Below are 17434 nucleotides of genomic sequence, written 5' to 3' on the forward strand. Positions count from 1 at the left end.
CTCGCGCAGCTGCGCGCCGACGGCCGGCTCACCGAAACCGAGCTGGTGGAGCTCTGGAACGGGCTGGAGCGGCACGAGCGCGAGTTCCACCTCGACGGCGACGAGCACACCGGGCCGCGGCACGACGCCGACGCCGCGGCGCTCGCGGGCATCGTGCTGCGGGCGCGGGTGCGGCGGGCCGCGCACGACCCGTCGGCGGTGGACGTCGCGCAGCTGTGGGCGGACGTCGCGCGGCACCTGCAGGCCGTCGAGGCCGGGTTGGTCGGCCACCCGCTGCTCGCGACGCTGGGCACCGACCCGCTCCGGCCGGCCGGTGACCGGGCGATCGCTCCCGAGGCGTACGGGGACTGGTTCGGCAATCCCGACTACCGCTCGTCGGCGGAGGACCAGCGGCACTACCTGGCGAACCCGCCGGCCAACGCCCATCAGGACGCGTTCGTGCACCATGTGCTGGACCGCGTGGCAGCGGAAGGCCTCTACCTCGACATTCCCCGCGCTGACCTGCATGCCGTAGTCCTCTACCTGTCGGCGCTGTACGCCGCACCGAACAAGGCGCTGCGATCCGGGAACACCGCCGAAATCGCGCGTTACGAGACCTTCTTCCGTGTCGCGGTCTCCGGATTCAACCAGCTGACCGCGGTCGACGAGACCACGAGCTACCGCGGGATCTACCTCTCAGAAGAGGAGATCGCCCGCCTGCCGGAGACCCACCCGGTCGGCAGCCTGGTGATCGACCCCGGCTTCACCAGCACCGAAGTTCCCGGAGACGCCGACCCGGCGGCCGACCCGGCCGCCGGCCTGCGGACCACCTGGTACGAGGACAGCCCGGTCACGATCGAGGTCCTGTCCAGGACCGGCCGGACCTCGCGGGTGCTGACGTGGCGGTTCATCAGATTGTTCTTCCACGAGCTCACCTTCCCGCCGGGCTCCTCCTTCGTCGTGCGCGACCTGCAGCTGCTGACCCGCGCCGCGGACGGCAGCCACGAGGCGCACATGGTGTGGGAGGACGTCAGTCACCTGGGTGCGTCGCCGGCCGAGCGGCACGCCGCGCTCGTCGCCGAGCTCGTCGACCTGCGGGCCGTGATCGCCCGCGGCCAGGAGCTCGCCGGCCAGCGCGCCTCGGCAGCGGTGCTCGGCGAGATCGGGCACGGCCTGGACGTCGCCGAGCGGGTGCTCGCCGAGCAGCTCGCCCGGCCGGACCTCACGGCCACGCCGCAGCCGTCGACCTGCGCGAACTGCGGCGAGTCGCTCGACGCCGGCGCCCGGTTCTGCGAGGGATGCGGGACGCCGAACGACGCGGGCCACGTCACCGTGGGGTACGCCGCGGTGCTGCCGGTGCTCCTCGGCGCCGGTTGGGCGGTGGCGAGCCTGCCGCCGACCGTGCTCCCCGTCGCGGCTGCGCTCGGCCTGGCTGCCCTCGTGCTCGCCGTCCGCGCCGTGGCCCGCGGCTGGACCGAGCGGGGCCCGCCGCTCGCGCTCGCCTCCCTGATGGCCCGGACCGGCACGGGCGAGCAGCACGAGCGCCGGTACGACGACCTGCGGGCCGCCGCCGTGGCCCGGGTGGCCGCGGAGCTGGGGCTGACGACGTCCGCGCAGCAGCGAGCCCTGCGCCTGGCCTACGGCGTGGTGTGGCGGTTCTCCGCGCCGTTCGTCGTGTGGGTCACCCGGCGCATGCTGGTCGACCTCAAGGCCACCGTCGCCGCGGACCCGGACCACGTCGTGGCGTTCGTCGGCCGCGACGGGCACAGCTTCGCGCTGGCCGCGCAGGCACTGGACCCGGAGTTCTTCGCCGCGCACGCGACCGAGGTCGTGCTGCCGCGGGCCGTGGTCGAGGCCGTGGTCGCGAACCTGCAGGAGCGCAGGGGCCTCTCGTTCGCGCACATCGCGTCGTTCCTGCGCAAGGACAAGAAGCCCAACCCCGCCGACGTGGCCGGGGCGCCCCAGCGGCTCGCCCGCTACCTGCAGGCCAACGGGATCTCGCTGGCGCCGGGCTCCTCGGTGACGCTGATCGACTCCAGCTACAAGGGCTCGATCCAGGTCGTCCTGCAGGCCCTGTACCCGGACGTCGCCTTCCACGGCCGGTACGCGTTCTTCGGCCAGCACCCCGACGACCCGCAGCCCGACACCAAGTGGGGCTACGTCGTGCACCGGAAGGGGGACCGGCTCACCGGGCGGCTGCCGCTCCGCCGGTGGCTGACCTTCGCCCACGCCCAGGCCATCGGGGCGTTCGAGGACCTCCACAACGGCCGGCGGACCAGCCCGACCCGCGTCGACGCCGACGGCCCGGTGGACAGGCCGCTGCGCGAGGTCGCCGACGCCGTCGCCGGGCTGAACCCGTTGCGGGTGCCCGCCGTCTACCGCGACCCCGCGCTGCGGGAGGGCGTGCAGTACGTCAACCACCTCGCGATCGCCGACCACGCCGCCCACGTCGCCGCCCGGATCGCGCGGGGCGAGCGGGTCGGCTGGACCCTCGCCGTCGGGGCCGCGCGGTACGGGCTCCAGGTCCGGCGGTGGATCACCGACCGCGGTCCCGACCCGGCGTTCCGGGAGCTCGCGGACGCGTTCGTGTTCCGGGCCGACCGGAAGGAGATCGGGAAGCTCGCCGAGGCCGTCGCCGGTCTGCCGGACGCGGAGGCGCACCAGGTCTGGCTGGACTACGACCGGCTCGGCACGCTCGCGGAGAAGAAGCAGTTCGTGGCGAACCTCCAGGGCCACGCGGCGGCCGTGACCGCTGACGGGCGGATCGGGGAGCTGTCGGGCGCGTACCTGCGGGTCTTCCGGGAGGTGCTGGCCGAGCGGACGGCCGCCGGCTCGGTCTTCGCCGCGTCGCCCGACGAGCGCGGGCTGGCCAGCCCGACGCAGGCCTGGGACGGGGTCGGTTTCCGGCTCGTCGGAGGTTTGGCTCCGCTGTACGCGAAGCGGCTCGCCGCGGCCGGTCTCGCCCCGCTGACGGTCGTCTACTACGCCGATCCGATCGACGGCCGGATCGTCGCCGACCGGACGCTGTTCCGGGAACGCATCGCATCGCTCTCGCGGCCGGCCCGGCGCTACCTGGAGGCGCACGAGCTGGAGCACCTGCGCTTCCCCGACGTCGTCGAGCGCGAGGTGTGGGAGCGGGTCGTCGCGAGCCCGCAGGTGGTGGCCGAGATCGTCGCGATGGCGGTCGGCGCCCAGGACCTGATCGCCACGACGCCGATCCACGGCCACTCCCGAGAGGTGCTCCTGGGCAGCGGCCGGGTCTGGACGCAGAACCGGCGCGAGGCACTGGCGTACGCCGGCGTCGTCGGTGTCCTCGGTGCCGCCGCAGCGGTGGTCAAGTGGCCTCAGCTGTTGCCGATCGCGGAGGCCGTCGCCGCGCTGCCCGTCGGTGTCGCGGCCGGGATCGGCCTGGTCGGTGCCGCGCGCAGGCTGAACCGGCGGGGCATGACCGTGCGGCTGGCGGAGGGGCTCCAGACGTTCGGTGCCGTTCTCCTGCTCGCGTCGCCCTTCGCAGCGCTCGCCACCGGCACGGTGGCGGCGGTCTCGTTCCTGCTGGGCACGGGCGTCGTACTCGTGATCCAGCGTGGTGATCACGACGACGGCCCGCTCGGCGTGCTCGACCTCGACGAGTCGGCGCTGGTCGGCGCCGTGGCGACCCGGATGCGGGCGGACGCGGCGGCCGGCCGGCGCGCCGACCTGCTCGTGCGCAGCCGGGGCCCACCGGGACTGCTGGAGGACGGCGAGACGTTCCTGCTGTCGCCGCACTCCACGTGGGTGGCGGAGCTGGTCGCCGACGGCGTCGACGCGGTGCGGGCGGCGAGCATAGTCGCGCGCCTGCACGCCTACGGCATGCCCGGCGTGATCGCGATGACGGCGGAGACGTTCGCGCAGCTCGACCGGCTCGGGCTGCTGCCAGTGGTGGTCGAGCACGAGCGGCTGTTCCACCTGCACGGAGGTGGCCACGACAGCGCGGCGCACGCCGCCCACAGCGCGGCCGCCGCAGCGCGCATCGAGGCAGCGCGCCACGCCGGCCGGTCCGAGCACCATGCCGCGCTGGTCGACATCCTGGCCGCCGGGCTCCTGACCGGGCCCGCCGGTGACGTGCACAGGGCGTGGCGCAGCCTCGTCGACGCCGTCGGGACCGCCGTCGCCCCCGATCAGGTGCTCGCCGAGCTGTACGCGCTGCTGGGCGACATCGAGCAGGGCGCCGACGTGCGCGCGGTGCTCGACGAGGCCGCCGGATGGCTCCGCACGGTCGAGGCCGACGAGGCCCCGCCGGGCGTCGTCCGCCTCTACCACGGCACGACGGACGCGGCCACGAACAGCATCTGGGAGAGCGGCGTCCAGCTCTCGAAGCAGCGGCGGACGCGCTCCGACTTCGGCACCGGCTTCTACACGACGCGCGACCTGCGCCAGGCCGTGCGGGCAGCGCGGCAGAAGGCGCGGTTGCTCGGCGGCGACCCGGTCGTCGCCCGCTTCGACGTCCCGCGCGCCGCGCTCGACGCGCTCACCGGGCGGACGTTCGCCGCCGCCGACCGGCGCTTCCTGCCGTTCGTCATGCGGATGCTGGCGGGCCGTCGGCCCCGCCTCGACTGGGTCGAGGGCCCGCAGGTGTTCGACCTCGCCGGCGCCCGGGTCGCCGGCCACCAGATCGCGTTCCACACGGCCCGGGCCGCGCAGCTGCTGGACGCGCACGTCGTGGGCACCCTCGACGCGCGCACGGGCCGGCCCTACAACCGCTTCGACTGCCCGTGCGGCGAGAGCCACTGGGGCGTCCGGGGCGCGGCCGGGCTGCTGCCCTACTTCGTGGGAGCGGACGGGCATCGCTGGTTCCTCCTGCAGCAGCGGGCGGCCCGGGACGACCACGGCGGCACCTGGGGTGTGCTCGGCGGCGCCATCGACAAGGGGGAGACCCCGCTGCAGGCGGCGCAGCGGGAGGGCGTCGAGGAGGCCGGGTTCGGGCCCGACCGCTACACGGTCGTCGCGAGCCACCACGACGACCACGGCGGCTGGGCCTTCACCACCTACCTCGTCCGGGTGGCGTCCCCGGAGCTGCCGGACGTCGCGGCGAACAACGAGACGGTCGCGCTGGCGTGGGTCCGGGAGGACCAGCTCCACACGCACGCGCTGCACCCGGCCGTCGCGGCGAGCCTGCCGTCCATGCTGACGGCGTTCTTCGGGGCGTCGTTGCTGGTCGGTGGCCTGCCCGCGCCCGAGGACGGCGAGCTGCTGCGGACCGCGCTGGCCGCCGTCGCGGGCCGGGCCCCCGTGCTCGCGCCCGGCGCGCTCCCGGTCGGCGAGCGCGCCCCGACCGTCCGGGTCGTCAGCGACGTGCCGCTGGAGCTGGCGCTGCGCAACGCCGGGCACACCGACCCCGCCGGGCTGGTCGCCGACCTCGTCGTCGCCGCACGGCAGGGCCCGGACGGCGCCGAGGCCGTGCTGCCGCGCGCACTGGTCGACGAGATCGACGAGCACCTGCAGGCGGGCCGGCTGTCCGTCGTCTGGCTGCGGACGCTCCTCGCCTTCGCCGTCGATCCGGGCACCGGCGTCGAGCGCGACCGGCTGGCGGCCGCGCTCGCCGGGCGGCTGGCAGACGCCAGGGCCCGGGCCGCGGCCGGGATGGTGGCGATAGCTCGCATCGAGCTGCGCTACCGGCTCCGGCAGGCGGCGCTGGCGCTCGACGGGATCGAGCAGGCCCGCGAGGTCGGGGCGGGCACGTCCGCCGGCCTCCGCGCCGAGCTGGTGGCCGGGTTCGCCCGGGCCGGTCTGCTCGACGACGCGTGGGACGGCTACGCGCGCCTGCCCGGAGATGCCGCGCTGCTCGCACCGGCGGCCCGGGCACTGGTCGCCGCGACGCAGGGGAGTGGCGAGCTCGTGCGCCGGGTCGCCGGCCTGGCAGGGGAGGCCCACCGGACTGCGGTGGCGACCGCACTGGACAACCCGCAGGTGACCGGCCGGCCGTCGGGTGCCCGGCTGGACCGGGCCCTGCTCGCCCGGCCCGACGGTCGGACGCCCGGCTCGCCGCGCGGGGTCCGCGCGGTGCTCGCGCGGGCCGCCGAGCTGGCGGCGGCGCTGGACGCCGTCGCGCTGGGTGGCCCGGACACGGTCACCGACCTGCTGCGGGCCGCAGATGCCAAGCCGGCCCGGGCCCTGGAGCTGCGGGTGTGGACGCTCGTCGGGCACGCGCCCGTGACGGGCACCGCCACCGTCGAGTACTGGGCCGCGCTCTGGCAGGCCCTCGGCGAGCTGCGCACGTCCGGTCGGCGCGTCGCCGCCGAGGAGGCGCTGCTGCGGCTGGGCCCGGCGCTCCTGCAGCGCCCGATCGCCCCGGCCGACGACGCGGCGTGGAGCTTCCTCGACCAGCCCGGCTGGGTGGCGGACGTCCTGGGCGGCGGCGGGTCGACGCCGGACTGGCTCGCCAAGCACTGGACGAAGCGCGCCGACCGCCTCGACCGGCTGGCCCTCGGGCTGACGGCCGTGGCCGCCGCCGGCCGGGTGGACGTGCTGCGCGAGCTGCCCAAGCGCCGCCGTTCGCGTGCCACGCTCGTGCCGCTCCTGCGGATGTGGACCGCGCCGCCGCTCGGCGAGGTTGCGGTGGCCACCAGCCTCGTGCTGGCCGCCCGCCCACGGACGGGCGCGGCCCGCCGGGCGCAGTTCCTGGGGGCGTGGCTCGGGCTCGTCGCCCAGATGGTGGGGCTCGAACCCGCGCTCCGCCAGCACGGCGAGCTCGCCGCAGCCGTGGACGCGACCACCCAGCTCTTCCACCGCCTGGTCGGGGCAAAGGGCGGCCCGCCCGTCCGCGACGGCGACCGTGCCCGCGCGCTCGAGCGGCACTCCGCCCAGCTCCCCGAGCTGCTGGCCCGCGCGGTCGACGCGCCGTGGGACCGCGGTTCCGACCTGTGGGACGTCCTGGTCCGCGGCCGGCTCGATGCCGACCCCGCCACCGTCGGCATGCTCGACCGCTACGAGCAGGTCCTGCTGGCGACCGGGTCACGCGCGGACGCGGCCGACGCGGTGTGGCGCACGTGGCGCGATCGCCTCCGGCAGCTGCTCGGCGGCGACCTCGTCGTCGGCCGGGACGGCGCCCCCGACGATCTTCCGGTCGTGCTCGCCGACGGCCGGCAGGCGCTCGTCGGGGTTGCCACCGACCCGGTCGACATCCTGCTGCTGGGGCGCGGCATGCAGCACGGCACCCACGGCGTGCTGTCGTGCCTGGACTGCCGCGGCGGCGAGCACCGCGACTTCGCCCAGCAGAACCTCCTGCACCCGCGCGTCGTGGTGCTCTACCTCTGGGCGCGGGGCTCCGACGGCGGGCGCGGGGACCGGCTCGCCCGCGTCACGGTGTTCCGCACCCCGCGCGGGCTCGTCCCCACCAGCAACCTCTACGTCGCCCCCGACTTCGCCCTCGACCCCGCACCGGCCTTCAGCGAGTACCTGCAGCGCTGGTCGCGCACCCGCGGCGTCCCGCTCGTGCGGGTCGAGGCGCGCAAGCTGGTCCCCTGGCTGACGATGCCGGCCGGCTCCGTCCGCATGCCGGACCAGACGCTCGAGTTCCCGGCCGACGGGGTCGCGGCGCTCTGGACCGACCTGACGTGGTCCAACGCCCGGCTCCCGCTGACGCTGCGGCGCGACGTGCTCGTCTTCACCCCGCCGGACGCCGGGCAGGCGCCCTCTCGACCCGGCGCACCGCCGGCGGACTCCGGCCAGGCGAGCGTCGGGTTCGTGCTCGCGACGGCCGGGGCCCTCGCGATCGGCGTGGTGATCGCCCACTGGCCGCTGATGGGTGCGCTGGCCGCGGCCGGCGCGCTCGTCGCCGTTGCGGTCGTCCGGGGTGCCGTCGCCGCGCGCACGGCAGTGGCCGCGCTGCTGGCGGCCGGCGTGGTCGCGATCTCGGCGCTGCTCATGACGGCCACCCCGGCGCATGCCGAATCGACGGTGCCGACCGCGCCGCGCGCGACCCGCGAGCTGGAGGTGAAGGCCGGGGACACCTACGACGGGATCAGCGCAGCACTCGGGCTGGGCCCCGACGCGCTGGACCGCGCGAACCCGGGGCGCTTCCCCGACCGGGCGAGCCGTGATCACCTGGCGATCGGGGAGGTCCTGCGGCTCCCGTCGGCGTGGGACGGCCGCTGGCGGCTGCAGTCGGGGCAGTCCGTGGCGTGGGTGGCGGACGAGTTCGACGTCCGTGGCGGCTGGCAGCGGGTGCTGGCCGCGAACCCGCAGCTGCAGGGTCGCGACCTGCGGCAGCTCCCGCGGGGTCTGCCGGTGGCGGTGCCCGGCGCGCTGCGACCGGCGCAGCCGGGGAAGCCGACCCCGCCGACGACCCCGCCGACGGAGAAGCCGACCCCGCGGCCGTCCCCGACGACCCCGGCGCCGTCGACCGGCCCGAGCGCGCCGGGTGCCTCGACGGGAGCACCGCACGCCCGCGGTCCGCCCGGGTTCTGGTCGTTCCTCGAGACCGCCGGCCGGATCGTCGCGCTGGCGGCAGTGGCGGTGTTCGCGCTGGTCACGGGGTGGCGGCAGCTCGCCCACCGGTTCGCGGGGCGCGGCCGCGACCTCGCACGCGCCGGCGGAGGGCGTGCCCGGGCCTGGTGGGCCGGCGCGTCCCGGCTCGGCTGGTCGGAGTGGCGCGACGGCGACGGCTCCGCGCACCGGTGGTCGTTGCTGGGTGCCGGCGCCCTCGGCATGGCCGTCACCGCGGCCGGGCTGTACGCGGTCACGGTCTGGTCGGAGGCACTGCATCTGGGGCCCGGACCGCTGTACGGGATGGCGCTGGCCGGGAACCTGGTCGGCCTCTTCACCGTGAAGAAGTGGTCGACGCTCTCCCGGCGCTGGCTCGCGGTGACCGCCCTGCTGGGCAACGCGACGGCCTACCTGCTGTTCACCACGGGTTCGGTCGGCCTGTACGCAGGCGCGTTCCTCATCGGGCTGACCGCCAGTGCCTGGACCGGCCTCAACACCCTGCTCACCGAATGGAACAAGACGTACGCGGACGGCCGGGCGGTCCCGCTCGCCGGCAGCGTCAACGCGCTGGTGCTGCTGGTCTCGACGGCGCTCACCCCGGTGATCGTCGTCGTCCAGCACGCCGTCGCGGTGGGGTCACCGGCGCGGGCCGCGGTGCTGTCGGCGGGGCTCGGCGTCGTCGCCGCGGCCGGGCTGTGGGCGACCGTGCCGCGGGAGCGCGCCGACCGGGAACACCCGACCGCCGGTGACACCATGCGCCACCTGCTCCGCTACCCGGTGGTCCGCTGGGCAGCCGCGGTGCTCGGGCTCACCATGGCCACGAGCGTCGCCTTCGACGGGTTCTGGCGCGGCCAGGTCACCGACGCCGGGCAGGTCACCCTGCTCAGCTTCGGCCTGGTCACGGGCGGGGCCATGGCCGCGACCATCTCCCTGGTCGCGGCGCGCGGGAACCGGGACGCCGGCGAGGGCTGGATCGAGCGGAACCCGACCCGGTTCGTCGTCGTCTCCGCCGTGACGCTCGCGCTGGGCGCGTTCGCCGCGTTCCTGGGCGCGACGCTGTGGGGCGGGCAGTTCCGCCTCGACGGTGTGCGGGTGGCCGCGTTCGTCGGCGAGGGCGGCGCCACGGCCATGATCCTCGGCGTCATGGCGCTGCTGGGGCGGCGGCTGCCGGCGCGCGCCGTCGGCGTGGCGGTCACCGTGGTCACGCTGGTGAAGTTCGGCGTCGGCACCGCGACGAGCCTGCTGGTCGGCGCGATCGACGGGGCGGCCGGCTGGCCGGGCGTCACCGCGTTCATGGCCGCGGCCGCCACCCTCGCCGTCGCCGCCGCCCTGTTCGTGCACCGCCGGTTCCGCGGGCAGCACGACGCGGGGACCGACGGCGGGATGTTCGCGGCTCTCCGGGAGCGCAACTTCGCCCTGTTCTTCACGGGCGACCTGATCTCCAGCACGGGCAGGTTCATGGCGACGCTGACCCAGAGCCTGCTGGTGCTGCAGCTGTCGAACGGCGACCTGACCGCCGCCGGTTACGTGGTGGCGGCCCAGTACGTCCCGGCGCTGGTCGTCACGATGCCCGGTGGCTGGCTGGCCGACCGGCTGGACAAGCGCCGGCTCCTGCTGGGCCTGCAGCTCGCCATGGTCGCCGTCCTGACGACGCAGGCCGTCCTCGTGCTGGCCGGGGCGATCACGGTGACCGGGCTCTACGTGCTGGCCGCGCTCTACGGCGTCTTCTCGGCGCTGAACCTGCCGGCGCAGACCTCGTTCGTGCGGAACGTCGTGGGTGAGCGTCGGCTCGCCAACGCCGTCAAGCTCAGCGCGCTCGGCAAGAACCTCGCGCGGATGGCGGGCCCGGCCCTCGGCGGCGTCCTGTACGCGGCGTTCGGCGCCGGTCCGGTGTTCGTGGTGAACGCGGCGAGCACCGCCGTGCTCGTGGTCGCGCTCGCGCTGCTGGACACCGCCAAGCTGCACACCGCCCCGCGGCCCACCGCAACGACGACACGCGGCCAAGGGCTCGTGCGGTACGTGCTGGCCAGCCCGGCGTTGATGGCGAAGCTGGCGCTGGTCTTCGTCGTGTTCACGTTCGGGTCCACGTTCGTCGTGAGCCTGCCGATCATCGCCACGGCGGAGTTCCACACGGGCGCGGCCGGCGCCGGGCAGCTGGCGACGCTGCTCGCGGTCGGCACCGTGATCGGCGCGGCGTTGACCGCCCGGCGCCCCGACAAGGGCGGCACCACGGTCATCCTCGGCGCGGCCGCGGCGGTCGGGGTGCTGAACGTCGCACTCGGGCTGGTGCCCGGCTACTGGCTGTTCGCCGGCCTCCTCGTCGTCACCGGGATCGCCCTGCTCGCCTTCGGCCCGAACGTCAACAGCGCGGTGCAGCTGTCGACGGACGAGCGGATGAGCGGCCGGGTCATGGCCCTGTACTCGCTGCTCACGCTCGGCGGCAACGCGCTCGACGGGCCCATGGTCGGCCACCTGTCGGCGCACCTCGGCCCGCGCTCGCCGCTGCTGATCGGCGGCGCGGCCGTCCTGCTCACGGCCGCGGCCGTCACGCCGGTCCTGCTGGGCCGCGCGCGCATCGGCGCGGCCGCGGCGCGGGTCGTCCGCCGGGGGCACAGCGGGCGGGCGTCCTTCGCCGCGACCGCGCTCGGTCTCGGGATCACGTCGACGCCGCTGTCGGCCACCGCGATCCTCTCGGAGGGCATGACCGGCATCGCGCCGGCCACGCTCACCACCATCGCTGCCGCGAGCTTCGCGGCCGGCACCCTCGTGCTGAGCCCGTGGTGGGGCCGCTTCGACCGGAAGCTGATGGCCCCGGCGACACTGCTCGGCAACGCCGCGGGCTACCTGCTGTTCGTGGCGGGCGGGCTACCGGCCGCCGTCGCGGGCTCGGTGCTGCTCGGGCTCTCCACGAGCGGGTGGGTCGGCATCTTCGCCCTGTTCTCCGAACGCACCGGGGGCCGGACGCGCGCCGGAGCGATGGCGATGCTCGCCGGATCCGGGGTGACGGTCGCCGTGCTCGACGCGCAGACCAGGATCTCGACGCACGCCTCCACAGGCGCGGCGGCCCTGGTCACCGCCGGGTTGGCCGCCGTCTCCGCGGCCGCACTGTGGTGGACGACGCCGAAGGACGATCCCGACCGGGAGCGCGTGCGGATGCGCGAGGTGCTGGCCGGACCGCTCGGCCTCCTCGGCGGGCGGCAGACCCGCGGCACGGTCCTGCCGGCGGCGCTGCTGCTCGGGTTCACCGTCGCCACGGTCGGGGTGTTCGAGGCGTCGTACCGCGCCGCCCTGCCCCACGGGACCGCGTCCTGGGTGACGTCGGTGCTGGTCATGGGCATGTTCGCGGGCGGAGGATGGCCCGCCGTCCAGACGCTGATCAGCGACGCCCTCGCGCAGCGCCGCGGCACCGGCCGCACGGGGACGATCGACGGGAAGCCCGACCGCTTCCTGCGGCAGATGGCCGCGCTGCTCGTCGCCGGGGCCGCCGCGCTGGTGCTGACCGCGCAGCTCGGCCACACCGCGTTGCTCGTCGGGATCGGGGTGGCGGCGTTCGCCCTGGACGCCGCGGCGAACGGGACCTTCCTCGCCGTCGCCGCGCGGTTCCGGCGCGACCTGCCGCAGGAGCAGGTCGAGCCCGCCCTCAACGCCTCCGTGCTCGCCCGGTTCGCCGTCCAGGTGCCGGCGATCGGGGCCGCGTCGCTGGTCTGGGAGAGCGGCGGCTGGCCGGCGGTGACCGTGCTGGCGCTGGGCACCGCGACCGTCGCGGCCGGGCTCGCCGCCGTGCTGGCCCGCAGCGGGCCCGGATCGGCAGTCGCCGAGGTCCGGCACGCCCGGCGCGCGGCGGTCCGGGCCGGCCGTGAGCTGCGCACTGCATTGCGCAGGCGGGCGCCGGACGACGTCGTCGACGCACTGGCGGCCGAGGTGGGCGAGCGCGTCCGCGAGCTGGCCGCCGTGGCCTCGCCGGGCGCGTCCGGGCAGGTGCTGAGGAACCGGATCGGGCTGCTGCTCACCCCACGGGCCGACGCCGCGGCGGTGGCGACGCGGCTCGCGCTCGTCGAGCTGCTCGGGGCGCGCGGATGGGTCGACGAGCAGCTCCCGACCCGGGACCGGCTGGTGGCCGAGCTGACCGGCATCGCCGACGAGCTGTCCGCGGCCGCGCCGGGGTCTGCCGAGCACACCGCGGCGCTCGCCAGGGCACCGCCCGCGTTGGCCGAGCTGGACGTCCACCTGCGGGTGGTCGCCGCGGCCGGCCGCAACGCCGCGTGGCGGGGCGGCATCAGCCGCAGCCATCGCTGGGCCTTCGTGTCGACGATGACCGTGGCCGTCGGGCTGGTCATCTTCGGCATGTACGCGATGACGGTGCTGTCGTCGGCGGTCGCCGACATCGGCCCGGGCGTGCTGTTCACCGTGGCGCTCGGCGGGCTGGTCGTCGGCGTGGCGCTGATCGGACCGCTCTGGACGGTGCTGTCGCGGCGGATGCTGCTGGTCGCGTCGATGCTGGGCACGGCGGTCGGGCTGGGCGTCTTCGCGCTCGCCGGCGGGTGGCTCCCCGGCTACTTCGTCGGCGCGTTCGTGCTGGGCCTTGCGGGGAGCGCGAACGGCCCGATGGTCTCGCTGCTCGGGGCGTGGGTCGCCCGGACGACCGCGGCGCGCCGCGCGGCCGGGATGCGGGCCCGGCTCGGTGACGGGGTCGTCGCGATCGCCGTGCTCGGTCTCGTCGTGACGCTCGCCGTGCTGCTGGGCATCGCGCCGGTGCTGATGGAGACCTCGCTGTTCGCGGCCGCCGGCGTCGGAGCGGTGCTGTCCGTGGCGACGGCGGTGGCGTTGTTCGTGACCGTGCCGGCGGAGCGGTGGGACCGCGCGGCCGCGCCGCCGGCCCGCCAGCTGCTGCTGGGCCCGTTGGCCGGGCTGCGGCACCGGTTCGTGCGCTGGGTGGCGCTCGCCTACGGGCTCACCGCCGCTTCGATCGGGGCCTACGACGCGCTGAAGGTCGACGCGCTGCTCGAGATCGGACGTGCGGACCTGCTCGCGGTGATCACTCCGGGCTTCGTCGCGGGCGGGCTGGTGATCGTCGCGCTCCTGGTGCCGGTCGACCTGGCGAACGCGCGTCGCGTCGCCAGGGGCGGCGCGCAGCAGGGCGGCCTGCTGGAGCGGCGACCGGGATGGTTCGTGGCGGCCATGGCCGGCCTGATGGGCCTCTCGGGGCTGCTCGTGGCGTTCACCCAGCACGTCGCGGGCCACCCGGAGTGGGGGATCGTCGCAGCGGCCTACCTCGGCGAGGCCAGCTCGACCGGCATGATCCTCGGCGTCGGCGCGCTGATCAGCAGGCGGCTGCCCGAGCACGAGCGCGGGCCGGCCGAGAACACCGCCAACTTCATGAAGGCGCTGTTCCAGTTCGTGATGGGCGCCGGACTGGCGGCGTCCGTCTGGGCGGGCGGGACCGGGCTGCCCGCCGGCTGGGCCGGGGTCAGCCTCCTGGTGGCCGGGTTCAGCGTCCTGACCGTGGTGGCCACCGCGCGGCTGCTGAGGCTGCGCGACGGTGGGTGACGGCGGAGTCGGCCGGGTCGGGGACTTCCCCGGGCGGGCCGCGGACCGCACGATCGCGGGGTGACCGACGCGATCGAGGACCGCGCTGCCGCCGACGACCGGCTGGCCGCGCTGCTGCACCGGGCCCGCGGTGCCCGCACGCTGCTCGACGCCGGACGGGAGGCGGTGGACCTGACCCTCGACGAGGCCTACCCGGTCCAGGACCGGCTGACCGCGCTGCGGATGCGCGAGGGCCGCCGCCGGGTCGGGTGGAAGCTCGGCTACACGTCGGAGGTGATGCGGCAGCAGATGGGGGTGGCGGCGCCGAACCACGGCCCGCTGCTCGACGACATGGTGCTGCGGGACGGCGCCGACGCCGTCGGCTTCCTCCACCCGCGGGTGGAACCGGAGATCGGCGTCGTGCTGGCCCGTGACGTCTCCGGCGCCGGGCTCGATCTCGCCGCGGTCGCCGACGCCGTCGCCGAGGTGCGGGCCTGCCTGGAGGTCGTCGACTCGATCTGGCGCGACTACCGGTTCACGGCCGCGCAGAACACGGCCGACGGCTCGTCGGCGGCGGGTGTCGTGCTCGGCCCGGTGCTCGACGTCGACCCGCTCCGGTGCCACCTGGTCGCCGTGGAGCTGGCGGAGGACGGGGTGCCGGTCGCGACCGCCACGGCCGCGGCCGCGAGCGGGCACCCCTTGCACGGCGTGGCGTGGCTCGCCGGTGAGCTGGCCGCGCGCGGCCGGCGCCTGCAGGCCGGCGAGCTGATCATCACCGGCGGTCTGACCGCCGCGCCGCCGCTGCGCCCCGGCCACGCGATCTCGGCACGGTTCGACGGCGCGACCACCGTGACCGTCCACCGCCCGGCCGGAGAGCTCGACGCCCCGTGATCAGGGCTGCGTCATGCGCTGGATCCGGCTCAGCACCTCGTTGCTGGGGAACGGCTCGCTGCCGGCCTTCTCCATGAGGAGGCGCGCGTAGTCGGCGACCATCTCGGGCGGTAGCGACTGCTCGAGCAGGTCGAGCTGGGCGCGGCTCGGGAACGGGTCCTCGCGCACCTTCTCCATGAGCATCTGCACGAACTCGGCCCGGGTCTCCTCCGAGGCCTGCCGCTCGCGGAGCCGGTCGCGGAGCTCCTGCACGAACTGCTCCCACACCTCGTCGGGGATCTGCTCGACAGCGCCCTCCTGCGGGTCGCGATTCGCTGCTTCGGTAGCCATCCGCTTCGAGTACCCAGGCCGCCGACCGGTCAACCGGCAGTGTTCGAGCAACCGATGGTTGCGCGTCCGCGCCCGGCGCAGTATCGTCATGTGCAACCAAAGGTTGCGAAAGGAGTGGACGATGGGACACGCCAGCATCGAACGCGAGCTCCACGTCGAGGCCGCGCCCGACGTGGTGTACGAGGTCATCAGCAGGCCCGAGCACCTGCGCGAGTGGTGGCCGGACGAAGCGGAGCTCGACGCGGTGCCCGGATCGACCGGGGTCATCTCGTTCGGCGAGGCGAAGGTCGTGCACCTCACGGTGACCGAGGCCGACCCGCCTCGACGGTTCGCCTTCCTCTGGACCTACGACGAGGACGTCGTCGCCTCGACGGACAACGCGCTGCTCGTCACCTTCGAGCTGAGCCCGGCCGGCGCCGGCACGTTGCTGCGCTTCACCGAGACGGGGTTCGCGACGAAGGGGTGGGCGGGCGCCGAGCTCGAGGAGAAGTACGCCGAGCACGCCACGGCGTGGGATCACTTCCTCCCCCGCCTGGCGGGGTACGTCCGCGGGCTGGCCCGCACGCCATGAGCGACGCGGCCGGCGAGACCGTCGACGACCAGCTCTGGTCGGCGATGGGCGATCCGACCAGGCGGCGGATGATCGACCTGCTTCTGGCCGACGGCGGCGGCACGGCGACCTCGCTGAGCGAGCGCCTCCCCGTCACGCGGCAAGCGGTGGCGAAGCACCTGGGAGTCCTCGACAGCGTCGGCCTGGTCCACGGCACGACGTCGGGACGCGAGCGCCGGTACGTGGTCGACGAGGTGCTGCTCGCCCGCGCCGCCGCCGAGCTGACGGCCGTCGGGTCCGCCTGGAACAACCGGCTGCTCCGCATCAAGCGCCTCGCCGAGGCCATCCAGCGCCAACGACAGCAACCACAACCATGAGAGGTCGAGACATGTCCGCAACGATGAGCACCGACGAGATCGCCGACATCTTGACGAGCCCGTACGCCCGGCAGCTGCTGGAGTCGAAGATCCCCGCGCGCATCGCCTACACCGGGCTCGACGGGTTCCCGCGGGTCGTTCCCGTCGGGTACGACTGGGACGGCACCCACATCAGGTTCGCCTCCATCATGGGCTCGGCCAAGAACGCCGCGCTGCAGTCGAACCCGCAGGTCGCGATCACGATCGACACCGAGAGCTATCCACCCAAGGTCCTGCTGATCCGCGGCACCGCGCAGGTGGAGATCGTCGACGGCGTGCCCGACGTCTACGTCCGGGCGTCCACACGGCGGCTGCCCGAGGAGGAGCGGCAGCCGTGGGAGGAGGGCGTCCGCGCCCTGTTCGACCGGATGGCGGTCGTCACGATCACGCCGACCTGGGTGCGGCTGCTCGACTTCGAGTCGACCTTCCCCAGGGCCTTCGAGGACGTCGTCGCCGCGCGGGGCGGGAGCACGGCGTGAGCCGCGGTCCGCTGCTCGCGCACACGCTGGTGTGCTCACGCACACGTCCCAGCATGTGCGCGGGCACGCGGGGGTGTGCGTGAGCGGTGGTCAGGCCGGTCCCCGGCTCGCGAGGGCCGCGTCCAGGATCGCCTCGCACAGGTGCCGGGTCCGCCGGGCCGGGCCCGTGCGGCCGAGGGCCTGGGCGGTGGCCCTGGCACCCTCGGTGACGAGCAGGAGGTGGTCGGCCAGCTCGTCGGGGTGGTCGACGTCGAGGCGTGCGGTGAGCTCGCCCAGGCTCTGGCGCACCCAGGCCTTGGCCGCCACCGCGTTGCGATGGGCGGGCAGGTCGGGGTCGGGGAACTCGGCGAGCGTCATCATCAGCGCGCAGCCGCGGTAGTCGGCGGAGTCGATCTCCGCGCAGATCAGGTCCACGACGGCCAGGATCTGCGCGCGCGGGTCGCTGCCCGCGGCCGCGACCGTGGCGTCGAACGTCGCCCGGAAGTCCTGGTACTCCTGCTCGACGTACGCGCCGACCAGGTCGTCCTTCGAGGCGAACTGGCGGTAGAGGGTGGTGGGGGCGACGCCGGCCTCCGCGGCCACGAGGTCCACGCCGGTGGCGCGGATGCCGTTGGCGTAGAAGAGGCGCCCGGCGACCTCGAGAACGTGGTCGCGGGTCTCGGCGGCGGTGCGCGGCATGGGCCCTCCCGGTCTTGCGGATGTTAGGGATCGTACCCTAGCGTCGTGTTAGGGATCGTTCCCCAACATTGATTCGAGTCTTCGGAAGGTAGCGATGAGTGATCAGCGGACGGTGAGCCCTG

Annotated in this window: 7 protein-coding genes (1 of these 7 cut by a window edge); 5 read left to right on the plus strand and 2 right to left on the minus strand. The window is 75.3% G+C overall.

Going from position 1 to position 17434, the window contains the following annotated elements:
• Positions 1-13989 carry the 3' end of an MFS transporter gene (locus tag ACQEVB_RS14615; RefSeq protein ID WP_432970522.1) on the plus strand. The gene continues 24939 nt to the left of window position 1, outside the view, so 13989 of the gene's 38928 nt are visible here — the last part of the coding sequence; its start codon lies off the left edge, out of view; the stop codon is at positions 13987-13989.
• A 60-nt stretch (positions 13990-14049) separates the two neighbouring features.
• Complete coding sequence (locus ACQEVB_RS14620; protein ID WP_432970525.1) at positions 14050-14859, plus strand: 2-keto-4-pentenoate hydratase; 810 nt, start codon at positions 14050-14052, stop codon at positions 14857-14859.
• On the opposite strand, the gene ACQEVB_RS14625 is transcribed toward ACQEVB_RS14620, so the two are convergent.
• Positions 14860-15189, minus strand: a complete 330-nt coding sequence (locus ACQEVB_RS14625; RefSeq protein ID WP_432970528.1) for a hypothetical protein — start codon at positions 15187-15189, stop codon at positions 14860-14862.
• Between the two features lie 121 nt (positions 15190-15310).
• Between ACQEVB_RS14625 and ACQEVB_RS14630 the strand changes: the two genes are divergently transcribed.
• The 3 genes from ACQEVB_RS14630 to ACQEVB_RS14640 are packed head-to-tail and all read left to right on the plus strand — an operon-like array spanning position 15311 to position 16634.
• Positions 15311-15760, plus strand: coding sequence for an SRPBCC domain-containing protein (locus tag ACQEVB_RS14630; protein WP_432970531.1), 450 nt, complete (start codon positions 15311-15313; stop codon positions 15758-15760).
• Entirely contained in the window at positions 15757-16116 is a 360-nt protein-coding gene (locus ACQEVB_RS14635; RefSeq protein WP_432970534.1) for an ArsR/SmtB family transcription factor, read from the plus strand. Before ACQEVB_RS14630 ends, ACQEVB_RS14635 begins: the two co-directional genes overlap by 4 nt.
• Positions 16117-16127: 11 nt before the next feature.
• Positions 16128-16634, plus strand: a complete 507-nt coding sequence (locus tag ACQEVB_RS14640; RefSeq protein WP_432970537.1) for a pyridoxamine 5'-phosphate oxidase family protein — start codon at positions 16128-16130, stop codon at positions 16632-16634.
• A 90-nt stretch (positions 16635-16724) separates the two neighbouring features.
• On the opposite strand, the gene ACQEVB_RS14645 is transcribed toward ACQEVB_RS14640, so the two are convergent.
• Positions 16725-17312: a TetR/AcrR family transcriptional regulator gene (locus tag ACQEVB_RS14645; protein WP_432970544.1), complete on the minus strand. Its 588-nt coding sequence runs from the start codon at positions 17310-17312 to the stop codon at positions 16725-16727.
• Positions 17313-17434: the final 122 nt, after the last annotated feature.

Origin of the sequence: Pseudonocardia sp. CA-107938 (assembly GCF_050936315.1) — a bacterium.
In the GTDB taxonomy this organism is placed as follows: domain Bacteria; phylum Actinomycetota; class Actinomycetes; order Mycobacteriales; family Pseudonocardiaceae; genus Pseudonocardia.